Origin of the sequence: Flavobacterium sp. 1355, assembly GCF_017833415.1 — a bacterium.
Classification (GTDB): domain Bacteria; phylum Bacteroidota; class Bacteroidia; order Flavobacteriales; family Flavobacteriaceae; genus Flavobacterium.
The window spans coordinates 162,944-177,260 of sequence record NZ_JAFICC010000010.1; the positions used below are offsets into that span (position 1 = coordinate 162,944).

General features: G+C 34.1%; 10 protein-coding genes. 3 read left to right on the forward strand and 7 right to left on the reverse strand.

Features of this window, described 5'->3' with window-relative positions; genetic code table 11:
* Positions 1 to 28: 28 nt before the first annotated feature.
* On the reverse strand, positions 29 to 2,722 hold the full coding sequence (locus JOD96_RS14325; RefSeq protein WP_209564922.1) for a carboxypeptidase-like regulatory domain-containing protein: 2,694 nt from the start codon (positions 2,720 to 2,722) through the stop codon (positions 29 to 31).
* 32 nt (positions 2,723 to 2,754) lie between these two features.
* Positions 2,755 to 3,630 (reverse strand): GLPGLI family protein, encoded by an 876-nt coding sequence (locus tag JOD96_RS14330; RefSeq protein ID WP_209564923.1) that lies wholly within the window; start codon positions 3,628 to 3,630, stop codon positions 2,755 to 2,757.
* Between the two features lie 223 nt (positions 3,631 to 3,853).
* Here JOD96_RS14330 and JOD96_RS14335 point away from each other — a divergent pair, with 223 nt between their 5' ends.
* Both JOD96_RS14335 and JOD96_RS14340 read left to right on the forward strand, forming a co-directional pair.
* Positions 3,854 to 4,669: a hypothetical protein gene (locus tag JOD96_RS14335; protein WP_209564924.1), complete on the forward strand. Its 816-nt coding sequence runs from the start codon at positions 3,854 to 3,856 to the stop codon at positions 4,667 to 4,669.
* Positions 4,669 to 5,283 (forward strand): deoxynucleoside kinase, encoded by a 615-nt coding sequence (locus JOD96_RS14340; RefSeq protein ID WP_209564925.1) that lies wholly within the window; start codon positions 4,669 to 4,671, stop codon positions 5,281 to 5,283. Before JOD96_RS14335 ends, JOD96_RS14340 begins: the two co-directional genes overlap by 1 nt.
* A 177-nt stretch (positions 5,284 to 5,460) precedes the next feature.
* Here JOD96_RS14340 and JOD96_RS14345 read toward each other — a convergent pair whose 3' ends face one another.
* The 5 genes from JOD96_RS14345 to JOD96_RS14365 all read right to left on the reverse strand — a co-directional run bounded on the left by JOD96_RS14345 (position 5,461) and on the right by JOD96_RS14365 (position 13,045).
* Positions 5,461 to 8,010: a sodium-translocating pyrophosphatase gene (locus JOD96_RS14345; protein ID WP_209564926.1), complete on the reverse strand. Its 2,550-nt coding sequence runs from the start codon at positions 8,008 to 8,010 to the stop codon at positions 5,461 to 5,463.
* Positions 8,011 to 8,122: 112 nt separating this feature from the next.
* On the reverse strand, positions 8,123 to 8,653 hold the full coding sequence (locus JOD96_RS14350) for an inorganic diphosphatase (RefSeq protein WP_055097158.1): 531 nt from the start codon (positions 8,651 to 8,653) through the stop codon (positions 8,123 to 8,125).
* Positions 8,654 to 8,765: 112 nt separating this feature from the next.
* Positions 8,766 to 9,365 (reverse strand): DNA-3-methyladenine glycosylase family protein, encoded by a 600-nt coding sequence (locus tag JOD96_RS14355; protein WP_209564927.1) that lies wholly within the window; start codon positions 9,363 to 9,365, stop codon positions 8,766 to 8,768.
* 133 nt (positions 9,366 to 9,498) lie between these two features.
* On the reverse strand, positions 9,499 to 12,000 hold the full coding sequence (locus JOD96_RS14360) for a DUF5686 and carboxypeptidase-like regulatory domain-containing protein (RefSeq protein ID WP_209564928.1): 2,502 nt from the start codon (positions 11,998 to 12,000) through the stop codon (positions 9,499 to 9,501).
* Positions 12,001 to 12,067: 67 nt separating this feature from the next.
* Positions 12,068 to 13,045, reverse strand: a complete 978-nt coding sequence (locus JOD96_RS14365) for a pyruvate dehydrogenase complex E1 component subunit beta (RefSeq protein ID WP_035686119.1) — start codon at positions 13,043 to 13,045, stop codon at positions 12,068 to 12,070.
* Positions 13,046 to 13,546: 501 nt separating this feature from the next.
* On the opposite strand from JOD96_RS14365, the gene JOD96_RS14370 reads away from it, so the two are divergent.
* Positions 13,547 to 14,293 carry an electron transfer flavoprotein subunit beta/FixA family protein gene (locus tag JOD96_RS14370; RefSeq protein ID WP_209564929.1) on the forward strand — a complete coding sequence of 249 codons (747 nt, stop codon included), beginning with the start codon at positions 13,547 to 13,549 and terminating at the stop codon, positions 14,291 to 14,293.
* Positions 14,294 to 14,317: the final 24 nt, after the last annotated feature.

Sequence of the window (14,317 nt, forward strand, 5' to 3'; positions counted from 1 at the left end):
AAAATTCAAAATAGATACTTAATATATACTATAAATTATATTTCATCGAAAATATAATGTAACGCGGCTGGACAGTGTATTGAGAGACTCTTGTAGAAAACTGCGAGAAGCTGTCATCGTTAAGATATCTGGTATTTAACAAATTTGTAGCCGAGATTTTGTATTCCCATTTACTGTCTTTTTTCTGATATATTAAACTTGCGCTCAAAAAATCATACTCATTATCAACCGTTTTGTTTGTGTTGTAATAATGATAGAATTCATATTCTGAAACAAAAGAGAAACTGTCTAAAAAGTAATAATCTAATCTTGCAAAAGGTTTATCGGTATAAAAAGTCGAACCACTGTATTTATTAATTAAAAGATTGTAACCAAATTCTATGTTAGGCAGATTTTTATAATTTGTTGAAGCTTTTACAGTATAACTTTGCACAAAACTTTCTGTTGTTGACAATTCATCATTTTGGATATTATTGAATTTTGACCAGTTAAGATTTGCACTTGCCGATGCTTTGTAATTTTTTAGAAAAGAGCGTCCATAACTTCCCATTCCTGAAAAAGTTTCATCGGCTAAATTTGAATTATAAGGAGATGAAGACTGATTAATTCCGTCAAAATCAGCTTTTGTTTTAATAGCATCTACTTTTTTGGTATAAGTTGCAAAGGCAAAAATATTCTCGAAGTTGAACATATTATACTTAAAATACCGAAGCATGTGTACTTGTGAAGTTGCATTTTCTAAAAAACGATTTCCGCGAAACAAACTGCTGTAATCTGATAAAACATAACCGGCAGCAAGCTGATTAACGTCTGTAAAATCATTGGTTAAGGAGAAATTATATGTCAATGTTTCTGATTTTTTTATTTGATATAAAGCAAAGAAATCCGGTAATATTTTTATGAAATTCTGTGCATAATCTGTTCCCGACTGTGTGTTTTTCATTACATAAGAATGTACACTAAAACCTGGGGTTAAGGTAAATTTACCTGTCAGGATTTTATAATGAAATCCCAAAAAGACATCATTAAAATTATAATTTACATCATTATTGTTTTCAGGGTTATTCAGGTCATTTTTATACCCATTATCTAACATTTGAAAGATGTGCGAATTAAAATTTTGATACGAATAAGTATTTCCTAATGTAATATTGATATTGCTTTTTGGTGTTACCATATAATAGTAATCCAGTTTTGCATCGATTTTATTGGTTTTTACAAAACGGTTTTGATTTAAATCGTTTCTCTCATTTGACGGAACGGTAATATAACCCGATAAGTCGAATGGCTGTGTTTGTAAATTGGCATTATAAAACGGATTTTCGTCCTGATATAGATGCTGCATTTCAAAAGCAAAAATATTTTTTTCGCTTTGTGTGTAGTACAAACTCATATTCTGATTAATTGATAGCGGATCTTGTTTTTTTGCAGTAAATATTGTTTCAGCAGCAGAAATATTGTTTACAACAGATTCACGAAGCAAATCCGTATCTTCATCCTGTTTGGATAATTTGCTTAAAATATCATAATCAAACTGAAGTTTTGTATTTGGTTTATAACTTGAACTCAATTTAAAAAGTCCTAAATTATTTTTTTGATGTGTCTCTTCGTCTCGTTTTTGCTGGTCTCCGGAATCTAAAATTGTCGTTTGCGATTTGGTTTCCAGATCTGTTTTAGAAGAAGACAAAATTCCGAAACCGCTTATATTCCATTCTTTTGTAGGTGAATAAGAAAAGTTTGTGGCTCCAAATTTCGTTTCAATTTCCTTTGCTCGATTATTTCTCAAAATCGAAATCCCTAAATCATTAGAAGAAACATTAAAATTGCTTCCACCCTTTTTCATCATATTTTTAAATCCGCCCGTGAACTTAAAATAATCCTGGGCCGTAAGCGGTAATTCGCCAATATTATTAAAATTAGTAATTAGGTTAATGCTATATTTTGGGCTGTAGTAAAATAATTTAGGATTAATGATATATCGGCTGTCCAGTTCCCCAACACCGGTTCCGGCTGTTACATCTCCAAACCAGAAATTCTTTTTGCCTTCTTTTAGTTTAATATTCATCGCTACATTCTCCTGATCATTTTCAAGACCCTTTAAAGCACCTACTTCGTTGTAATTTCTTAAAACCTGAACTTTATCAATGGCATCAGCGGGAATATTTTTGACTCCCAATTTGGTGTCACCATCAAAGAAATCCTTACCTTCAACCATTAACTTTGAGACTTTTTTCCCTTCAACTTCAATTTCTCCATCAGCATTTACCTCAACACCAGGAAGCTTCTTCAAAACATCTTCGAGCTTCTTTTCTGTTCCAGATTTAAAAGAATCTGCGTTGTAAACAATTGTATCTCCTTTTATAGAGACAGGCATTTCACGAACAATTTCAACACCCTCAAGCTCAATTCCGGTACCATCCATGACGATATTCTGTACCATATTTGCGGTTTGTGTAGAAATAGTGATTTCTTTTGATTTCATTCCGAGATAACTTACCTTAATGATATAGGAACTGTTTGGCTTTAACGTAAGCTGAAACTTTCCTTTATCATTAGTAATTCCGTATGAATCCATTGCTTTTGTTGCAGCATTTATGGCCATAATATTGGCCATTTCAAGAGGATTTTTTTGTTCATCCTGAATAAAACCATCAAAACGGACACTTTGAGAAAATGAAAAACAGGTGTATAAAAAAACGAAGAAACAAAGTAATTTGTTCATTGAAAAGGTATTAAAATAATATTTAGATGTAACTATCTTCCCATTGACGCGGGTCCGCTCGCACGTCCGCGGTTCATTTCTCTAAATTCTTCCATTTTTTTTATTACTGTCTCATCATAATCTTTCTGAGATATAACTTTACCTTTTTTAGAAGGTTTTATTTCTACTTTTTCTTTAGCATTCAAAATAATTTTAGAGCACAAAATAGTGGTTCTTCCGTCGTTTACTTCTAAAATTAAACCTGGCAATCCCCAGTAATTTTCAGGTCCCTGATTTACCGGGATTTCTGGTGTATACCAAGCGGTAACTACAATTTCTTTTGGCATTTCAAAATTGTCTTCAAAATTTGTTTTTGTTTCTCCGGGTGTTTTTTTTGCATCGTCGTTATTTTTTGGCCTGAAATTTCTAAAATCAGTTTTACTCGCTTCTTTTACAGCCGTTGCCTTATAACAATTATAACCTCCTATTTGTTTGGTTTCCTGTTCCAGTTTCCAGTCTAGTTTTGGCAGGGAATCAACAACGAGAAATTCTTTTCCCATAAATTCCTTATCAACCGTATACGATTTTGTTTTTACATCTTTGTAAAAAGTTCCGCCACCGCCCATAAAAGAGTTCATCATGATTCTCATTCCGCCGCCTTGCTGTCCGGGAGCTTCCAGCTTTTCTTCTTCCTTGTAAATTGACGCTGATTTGTCAAAGTTCAGAATAAACGTTTTTTCCAGCATTTTTTTCATGCGTTCCTCCATATTCTGGCGCATTTCGGGAGTTATATCACGATTTCCACGCATACCTTCAAATTTAGGAGCCTGTGTTTTTGACTCATAAACAGCCATTCCCTGAAAATCTTTTTGTGCCTGTACCTGACTTACTACAAGCATTAAAAACAAATAATATGATATCTTTTTCATTGGTATTTTTTTAATTGGGTAATCCGATAAAACTTACATTCAAATGTATTATTAATTTTAAAGGCGTGAAAATTAAATATATAAACGCTTACAGAAAATCGACAGAGTAAGCTATTAATTAGACTATTACAATTAAAAAAGGTTTAAGTCCAAAATCTTATCTATAGAATTAACTTCTACTGCGGTTTTTTTGTACTTTGGCGTCTTCTTAAACTGAAAAAACATGAACAAAACTCTGAACAATTTTTTATTGCTGATTTTTATTGCATGTTTCTTCTCTGTTTGTTTGGGCCAAAATCAAAAAGTAAAGCCTATAGTTATTTCACATTCAAAAATTGACGCCGATATATTTTTGGGGTATGACTCTTTTGGATACTCTTATTTTATAAAAAACAATGTTTTTACAAAAGTAAAAGGAAGTGAAGTTTTTGAATATAAGAACATTTCACTGGGAAATCTCACCAAAGCTGATTTGCAAAACCCACTTAAAATTGTTTTATTTTATGAGGATTTTAATAGTGTTGTTTTACTCGACAATCAATTGAATAAAATTACTGAGATTAATTTCTCCCAAAGCAATATCCCGATTGTCGTTACGCTTATTGGTATGTCAACGCAGAACCAACTCTGGATTTACAACACATTAAATCAACAAATTGGGCTTTTTGATTATTTGAAAAATGAATATAAAACTGTTTCTACACCATTAACCGAAAATATACAATATTATCAAACCGATTTTAATAATTTTTATTGGATCGATAAAAAAAACAATTGGTTTTCGTGTGACATTTTTGGAAAAGTAACAGCTTTAGGCAAATTGCCGGATTTTGATAAAATCATAATCGTCAACAGTCATCAATATGTTTTTAGTAAGGATGGTTTCTTATTTTTTAAAGACATTTCTGATACAAATTCGGACACAATTTCTGAAGTGGAAATTTTAGAAAAAACCTTTGATAAATTCTGCTACAAAGACCAAATTTTATCTATTTTTACATCTAAAGATATTACCAATTATAAAATCGTAACACCGTAATGCACATAGCAATAGCAGGAAATATAGGAGCTGGAAAAACAACATTAACGAAGTTATTAGCTAAACATTTTAAATGGGAGCCCCATTATGAAGATGTAGTTGACAACCCTTATCTTGATGATTTCTACCACCAAATGGAGCGTTGGTCATTTAACCTTCAGATTTATTTCCTTAACAGCCGTTTTCGTCAGGTGCAGCAAATTCGCGAAAGCGGAAAAAAAATAGTTCAGGACAGAACGATTTATGAAGATGCACACATTTTTGCTCCCAACTTATATTCGATGGGATTGATGACAAGCCGTGATTTTGAAAACTATACTTCGTTATTTGAACTAATGGAAACTTTAGTGAAAGCTCCGGATTTATTAATTTATTTAAGAAGTTCGATTCCAAATTTAGTCGGACAAATACATAAACGTGGTCGTGAGTACGAAAACTCAATCTCCATAGATTATCTGAGCCGTCTAAACGAAAGATACGAAGCATGGATTCAGACCTATACCAAAGGAAAATTATTAATCATTGATGTTGATAATATTAATTTTGTTGATAATCCTGAAGATTTAGGGAATATAATTAATAGAATTGATGCTGAATTGAATGGGTTGTTTTAAAACACAATTTTCACGAATTTTCACGAAATAATAAAGATGCCTCTAAATTTTAGAGGCATTTTCTTTTGCTATCCTAACAGGTTTTAAAAACCTGTTTGGTATAATAGTACTTTTTTATCTAATCTGAACGGAAATGATACCTAACAGGTTTTGAAAACCTGTTAGGATATTACTAAATTATTTCGCTGCTTCAATTTTTGCTTTTACTTCAGCTTCAGTACCTTCAAAAACCTCGGTTGTTGTTTTACCATTTTCGGTTTTGGTAACGGTTCCTGTTGTAACTCCATTAATTGTAGACAAATTAACCTCAACTCGATTTTTGCTGTATTTAGTTGTATCAAAACAATCTGTTTTTTGATGTACATATTTTCCGTTTGCATCGTAACTTGCCAGACATTTTGCGGTTTCTTCTGCTGTACATCCTTTTTCTTTACACATTTTAATACATTCTTCTTTGGTCATTTTAGATAAATCTCCGCATTTAGAATGAACTCCGGCATGCATTTCAGTTTTACTGCAACAAGAAGCCATTCCTGCTCCTTCTGTAGAATGTCCTTCTCCTAAAATGGGAGCTATTACTAAACCAATCAAACAAGTTAATTTGATTAAGATATTCATTGATGGCCCTGAAGTATCTTTAAACGGATCTCCAACGGTATCTCCGGTTACAGCTGCTTTATGCGCGTCAGAACCTTTGTAAGTCATTTCTCCGTTGATCATAACTCCGGCTTCAAAGGATTTTTTAGCATTATCCCATGCACCTCCTGCGTTATTTTGAAAAACAGCCCAAAGGACACCAGAAACGGTAACTCCGGCCATGTAGCCACCCAGCATTTCGGCAACAAGCTGGTTATTATGTGCATAAACTAATTTGCCAATAAGCACAATTGCTATCGGAAAACCAATTGTTAAGATTCCAGGAAGCATCATTTCGCGTAAAGCGGCTTTTGTAGAAATTTCAACACATTTTCCATATTCCGGTTTTCCGGTTCCTTCCATGATTCCCGGAATTTCCTTAAACTGACGACGAACTTCATAAACCATATCCATGGCTGCTTTTCCAACAGAATTCATTGCCAAAGCAGAGAAAACCACCGGAATCATTCCACCAACAAATAACATGGCCAAAACAGGCGCTTTAAATATATTGATTCCGTCAATTCCTGTAAAAGTCACATAGGCTGCAAACAAGGCTAAAGATGTTAACGCAGCAGATGCAATTGCAAAACCTTTGCCGGTTGCTGCAGTTGTGTTTCCAACCGAATCTAAAATATCTGTTCTTGTACGAACTTCTTTTGGCAGTTCGCTCATTTCGGCGATTCCTCCGGCATTATCAGAAATGGGTCCGAACGCATCAATTGCCAATTGCATTGCCGTAGTTGCCATCATTGCCGAAGCTGCCAATGCAACACCGTAGAATCCAGCTAAAGCATACGAAATCCAGATAGCAGCCGCAAATAAAATCACGGTAGGGAAAGTGGAAATCATTCCCGTTGCCAAACCTGCGATTACGTTTGTTCCTGCTCCTGTTGATGATTTTTGAACAATAGCCAATACGGGTTTTGTTCCTAGTCCGGTATAGTATTCTGTAACGGAAGAAATTGCTCCTCCTACTACTAAACCAACTAAAGTTGCATAAAAAACACGCATTGATGAAATATCTTTTGAACCTTCTCCAAAAAAGCCCATTTGCATGGTTTCCGGCAGCATATATTGTACTAAAAAGAAACACGAGATTGCTGTTAAAACAATTGATACCCAGTTTCCTATATTTAATGCTTTTTGTACCTGGGCTTCTTTGGCATTATCATCTGAGATTTTTACCAAAAGCGTTCCTATAATCGAAAATATAATTCCGAAACCGGCAATTGCCATTGGAAGCAAAATTGGTCCAATTCCGCCAAATGCATCCACAATGTTCCCGCCCATATCTTTAATAACATAATTTCCAAGAACCATAGCCGCTAAAACTGTTGCTACATATGATCCAAATAAATCGGCTCCCATACCTGCTACGTCACCTACGTTATCGCCTACGTTATCTGCAATTGTTGCAGGGTTTCGCGGGTCGTCTTCTGGAATACCTGCCTCAACTTTACCTACTAAATCGGCTCCTACATCAGCTGCTTTTGTATAAATTCCGCCTCCTACTCTGGCAAATAATGCTATTGATTCGGCACCAAGAGAAAATCCCGCTAACGTTTCAAGAACTACAGTCATTGTTTCTGTGTCTTTCCAAACGCCTCCGGATAATAAATTAAAGAAAATTATAAAAAATGACGTTAAACCTAAAACTGCTAAACCTGCAACGCCAAGTCCCATAACGGTTCCTCCGCCAAAAGATACTTTTAAAGCCTGCGGTAAACTGGTACGTGCAGCCTGAGTGGTTCTAACGTTTGTTTTGGTTGCTATTTTCATACCTATGTTTCCTGCATAAGCCGAAAATAATGCGCCAAATATAAATGCTACTACGATTAATAAATGTGTTTTAACTCCCGGTAAAAACGTAATTCCTGCCAGAGCTATGCTTGCAATAATTACAAATATGGTTAATAATTTGTATTCTGCTTTTAGAAAGGCCAATGCGCCTTCGTAGATGTAATCTGAAATCTCTTTCATCTTTCCATCGCCGGCATCCTGCTTTAAAACCCAAGTCCTTTTTATTCCCATGAAAAGTAATCCTAAAACTGCCATGACAATTGGCAGGTAAATCATAAATGCATTCATAATTATTTAATGGTTTTGGTTAATAGTCAACAATCTAACTAAAACGAATTTAAACAAAAAAGCAATACTCCTGACGGAGTATTGCTTTTTTTATAAAATATGAGGGTAAAAATTATTTAATGCTAAATAATCCTTCTGGTTTGTTCTCGATATCGTTAAAACGTTTCGTGCACTCTGCAATAATAGCAAAAGCTTCGTTTACATCTCCCCATCCTTCAACATCTACTTTTTTGTTTTCAAGGTCTTTGTAAACCTGGAAAAAGTGTTCAATTTCTTTTACTAAGTGTGGGTTCATATCTGACAAGTCTGTCAAAGAATTCCAGATTGGATCTGAAACTGGTACACAAATAATTTTTTCATCTGGTCCTTTATCATCTGCCATGTGGAAAACACCAATTGGTTTTACTTCCATAACACATCCAGGAAAAGTTGGTTCGTTTACCAAAACCAATACATCAAGAGGGTCACCGTCAAGAGCCAAAGTTTCAGGAATAAATCCGTAATCAGCAGGGTACATCATTGAAGAGAATAGCATCCTGTCGAAACGCATTCTTTTGATTTCAAAATCGTACTCATATTTATTTCTGCTTCCTCTTGGTATTTCGATTAATACATCGAAAGTCGTTAGTTTGTCTGCGGTCATTTTCGTTTTTTATTATATCTATAATTTCGGTTGCAAAAGTAACCCAAACAATCCTTTTTTACAAACAAAAACAGCCATTAATCTATGTACTTTTCTTTTAAATAACAGATAGTTAATATGTAATTTTTCTATTTCGCTTATTTAGGTAATAATGCCACAATAAATATGTTGCATAAGAGCGATATGGACTCCATTGCTGGGAATGAATTTCCATTTCCTGTCTGTCATGAATGTCCAGTAATTCCTTGATTGTATTTACAACTGCAATATCACCTAACGGAATCAAATCAGGCTCTTGTAAACAGAACATCAGATAGATATCAATTGTCCAGTTCCCGATTCCTTTTAATCTGATAAGCTCTTCCCGAACTTGCACCGGAGATTTTGTTGCCAGACTTTCAATATCCAATTCTTTGTTTAAAACGGCGTCTGCCAGAATTTTAATGTATTTTGTTTTCTGCCGGCTTACACCCAGATTTCTAAATTCTTCGTCTGATAAAACCGACATTTTTTCAGGGGTGCAAATTGTATGTGCTTTGATTTTTAAGAATGTGGCTTTCGCCGAATCTATAGAAACTTGTTGTTCGAGAATAAGCAAGACCAAAGTTTCAAAACCCTGAGGGCGTTTTGGAATTTGTGGCAATCCGTATTTTTCTATGATTTCAAGAAAAATTGGATTTTTGGCTGATAGAAAATCGATGGCTTCTTGCATTGCTTGGGCTTTAAATCTATTCCAAAATTAAATAAAAAAAGAATCTCGCAAAGGCGCCAAGTCGCTAAGTTTTAAATTCTTTGCGCCTTTGCGGCTTTGCGAGATTATTAAATTGCAAGCTTTCGCTTATATTTTAAAAATAAAATCCGAAAGATCCTTTTATGGCAAATTTGTGGGCATCCGGCATATCTAAATAATTTCCTCTCCATGAAAAATCAATTCGGAAAACTTTGAAGATATTTCCAATCCCGGCATTATATTCCCAATACACATTTTCTGGTGCATTATATGGCAATCCGGAAGCATTGATTTCGCGATTAGCTTTAGAAATTGTTCCATGAACAGCTCTAACTCCCACAAACTCTCTCCAGTTTAACTTTCTCATAAAAGGAATTCTGGCAAATAATCTTCCGCCAAAATCATGATTCCATTGTAGGGTCGTGTATTGATCAGTTATGAATTCGTAGAAATTCAAATTACTAAAGGTATTTTCGATAGTAAAATAAGTCTGGTTTCCAGGAATTACACTCATTAATCCTAATGGAATTGTACCAAATGTTTTTCCGGTTTCCAAAATAATATTTGATCTTCCTAGTGGCCCAATAATAATAGGCTGTTTGTAAAAAAGCTGTATTTTTTCGTAAGCAAAATCACTGTTCAAAACACCTTTTAAACCATAACTAAAATTCACAAAGAAATGACTAAACGGGCTATCAACAAGATCACGTTCTACTCCAAAACCAATTGTTTTGCGGTTTGGCATAAACTCAAACTGGATATTGGCTTCCGATTGTGTTACGCCGCTTTGTATAACTCCGGCAGGATTTGCTGCGGTTGGCAAAGTACTGTAATAATCTAAACTGAAAGTAGGTGAAGCTGATTCTAATGTTCTATATGAAAGTCCAGCCTGAACAACAAAATTTTTCATCGGTTCCATTTCAACCGAAATATTACTCAAATTAATATTGGTTAATTTTCCGTTGCTTCCCGTAGTGAATAATGCAGATGAGGCAAAGCTTCGCCCTAAAATATCGTTTGTTGTGGTTAAACTGGCTCCGATTTGTTCAATATCACGCCTGTTTCCACCAGAAATAATAACCCTCTTTTTTTTGTCGACCATCCATTTTCCTGAAACGCCGTATTTGAATTTCTGATCATCAAAACCATAAGCTGTATAAGCTTGTATACGCCATGGATCATTTGGCCCAAAATAGGTTCTTCCCCCTGCTCTTATTCGCAGACCCTCGACTTCATTATAGCCAAAAGTGGAGAATATTGGCCCAAAATCAAAGTTTTTGAACTCAACATAACCGCTTCCTAAAATCGAGACAAGATTATACAGTTGTTTAAATCGCTTGACGGTTTGGAGAGTGTCGAGCATCTTATATATTCCTGCTTCGTCTTTATTCAATTTTTCAAAACGATTTTCTTCCCAGAATTCGGGGGGGCGGTCATAAACCGCATTGTCTATAAAATTGACTTCTTCTTTATAAAACTTCTCCGGTTTTTGAATATTGAATTTATGATTTCGGTACAATGTGGTACGTTTTCCATACACACCTTTCGATTTTTCTTTTTTATTCAAAGCAAAATCAGACATCATATAATCGCGTGTCAACAGGAAAACAGAATCGTTTTGAACCTCAAATTCCTGCTCGATATAAATATCTTTTACCCAGTTAATATTGGCACTTTTAGTAACGCCCATATTAATTTTCTTAATCGCAAAAGTCGAATCGTTTACCCAAAAATCACCTTTAAAGGTCAATTCGTTTTTACGCCTCGGATAAAAAACAATATTAAAGCACCATTTTTTATCTATATAAGCACTGTCTTTCAATACATAATTGTAAACATCAATTCCTGTTCTGGAAAGCGGACTTGTAAAACTTTTATCAAAAAATTTAAGGTGATTGTCGTAAATATTATAATCGGAATAAAGATCTTTTACAAAAGATAAAATTTGCTGGTTTCCGTTGAAACCTGACATTTTATTTCCCGTAATATTTTCTTTTACTTTCTTTAATTTATTATCTCCATAAACGTCATAAACAGATTCGTTTATAAAAATCGGCAAATAGGTTTTTCCGGTAACATCTGATGTATCAACATGATTAAAAACAAACTCCATTCCTTTAAAGAGTTTATTTTTCATAAAAGCACTGTCAATCGTGTTCATGTCGAACTCGACTTTCTCATACTTTTGCATCTGATATTGATTGAATTGGTATAAACCGTTTTTACGTTTTCTTTCCCAGATTTTCCTCAAAATATCCAATGCCGGATTATTTTTCTTTGAAGTTTTTCCTGTAAAAATCACAACTTCATTTAGTGCTTCGGCTTCGCCTAAAACAATTTTAAAGTCGTAATTTACAGCTTTTTCCAACGTAATTTCTTTATCTGAAAAACCAGCAGAACTTACAATTAAAGCAGTATAATCATTTGGTGATTCCAGATAAAAACGCCCGTCTTCATTAGAAACTATTCCCGTATTTGATCCTTTAAAAACTACATTGGCAAAAGGAATCGGCTGATTTGATTTGTCCAAAACAATTCCACTCACTTTCGTTTGTGCAGTAGCAATATTTGCAAGCGCAAATACAAAAAATAGGCAGAGAAAAAGTATTCTTTTCATAATCTGGCAAAAAAAAACTTCATCAATTAATATGACTGATGAAGTTTTATAAGTATTGTTTATTGAACTATTTGTACATTACTTTCTTTACTGCTTTTACTACATCAGCTGCATTTGGCAACCAGTCTTTTAGTAAAACAGGAGAGTAAGGTGCAGGAGTATCTGCTGTTGTTATACGTTGTATTGGTGCATCAAGAAAATCAAAAGCCTGCTCTTGCACGATATAAGTAATTTCAGAAGAAATACTTGCAAATGGCCAGGCTTCTTCTAAGATTACTAAACGGTTTGTTTTTTTAACAGAAGTTAAGATCGCGTCTTTATCCATTGGACGAACAGTTCTCAAATCGATAATTTCACAAGAGATTCCTTCTTTAGCTAATTCATCAGCAGCAATAAAAGCTTCTTTAATAATTTTTCCGAAAGAAACGATAGTAACGTCTTTTCCTTCACGTTTAATATCTGCAACTCCCAATGGAATTGTATATTCTCCGTCTGGCACTTCACCTTTGTCACCATACATTTGCTCAGATTCCATAAAAATTACAGGATCATTATCACGAATTGCAGATTTTAAAAGTCCTTTTGCATCGTAAGGAGTTGAAGGCACAACAACTTTTAGACCTGGTGTATTAGCAAACCAGTTTTCTAAAGCCTGGGAGTGAGTTGCTCCTAATTGACCTGCAGAAGCAGTTGGTCCGCGGAAAACGATAGGCACATTAAATTGCCCTCCTGTCATTTGACGCATTTTAGCAGCGTTATTTATAATTTGATCAATACCAACTAAACAGAAGTTGAAGGTCATGTATTCTACGATTGGTCGGTTTCCGTTCATTGCAGAACCTACTGCGATTCCTGTAAAACCTAATTCAGCGATTGGAGTATCAATTACTCTTTTTTCACCAAACTCAGCAAGCATTCCTTTTGAAGCTTTGTAGGCTCCATTATATTCTGCAACTTCTTCGCCCATTAAATATATGGATTCATCGTGACGCATTTCTTCGCTCATCGCTTCACAAATGGCCTCTCTAAATTGTATTGTTCTCATATTTATATTGTATGTTGAATTTTCTGAAGAGCAAAAATAAATATTTTAAATAACTTAAAAGCATAAATTGAATTTAAAATCACATCAAGTTCGTCGTCCCTCAAGGTTTTAACTTTTTAATGTTAATTGTGATATTTACGAAATCGTTATAATAACGTATAAAACACATTTAATGCAGTAAAAACTTTTTTTTTAGACAAACTTTAGATTATTTGTTTAATTCTTTTATCCTCAAAATTCATTCATCAAAACGGCAAAATTAAAAAATTAGTATTTTTATTACAAAATTAATTTTCAAAAATATATCTGATCCTTACAAAATCTCTAACAATCAGTCGAAATGAATGCTTTTTTAATTTTAAATCCAGATGAAAACAATCCAAAACTAAAAAATCTTCGAAATCGTAATAGTTTTAAAAAATATTATGCATGCATAGTATAATTATTCCAAATTAAATTCTAAATTTGTAAAAGCATATTATAAATTCAAAATATATACTTATGAAAATACTAGTTTGCATCAGCCATGTGCCTGATACTACTTCAAAAATCAACTTCTCCAATGGTGACTCAGAGTTTGATACCAATGGTGTACAATATGTAATTAACCCTAATGATGAGTTTGGTTTAACACGTGCTATCTGGTTTCAGGAGCAACAAGGCGCTACAGTTACTGTTGTAAATGTTGGAGGTCCTGATACTGAACCAACTTTGCGTAAAGCACTGGCAATTGGTGCTAACGAAGCTATTCGTGTGAATGCAAATCCAACTGATGGTTTTTTTGTTGCTAAACAATTGGCTGAAGTAATTAAAACTGGCGGATATGATTTGGTAATTGCAGGAAAAGAATCTTTGGATTATAATGGAGGAATGGTTCCGGGAATGATTGCAGGAATTTTAGGTTCTAATTTCTTAAACTCTTGTACAAGCTTAACTGTTGATGGCAATAATGTAAAAGCAGTGCGAGAGATTGACGGAGGAAAAGAAACTGTAAGCACTACTCTACCTCTAATTATTGGTGGACAAAAAGGTCTGGTTGAAGAAAAAGATCTTCGTATCCCGAACATGAGAGGAATTATGACGGCAAGAACAAAAGCCTTGACAATTCTTGAACCAGTTGATGCTCCTGTGAATACAAAAGCAGTGAAATTTGAAAAACCAGCTCCTAAATCAGCAGTGAAATTAATTTCTCCTGACAATTTAGATGAGTTAATCAATTTATTACACAACGAGGCTAAAGTAATCTAGTAACCGTTTTCAGTCTCGGTTTTC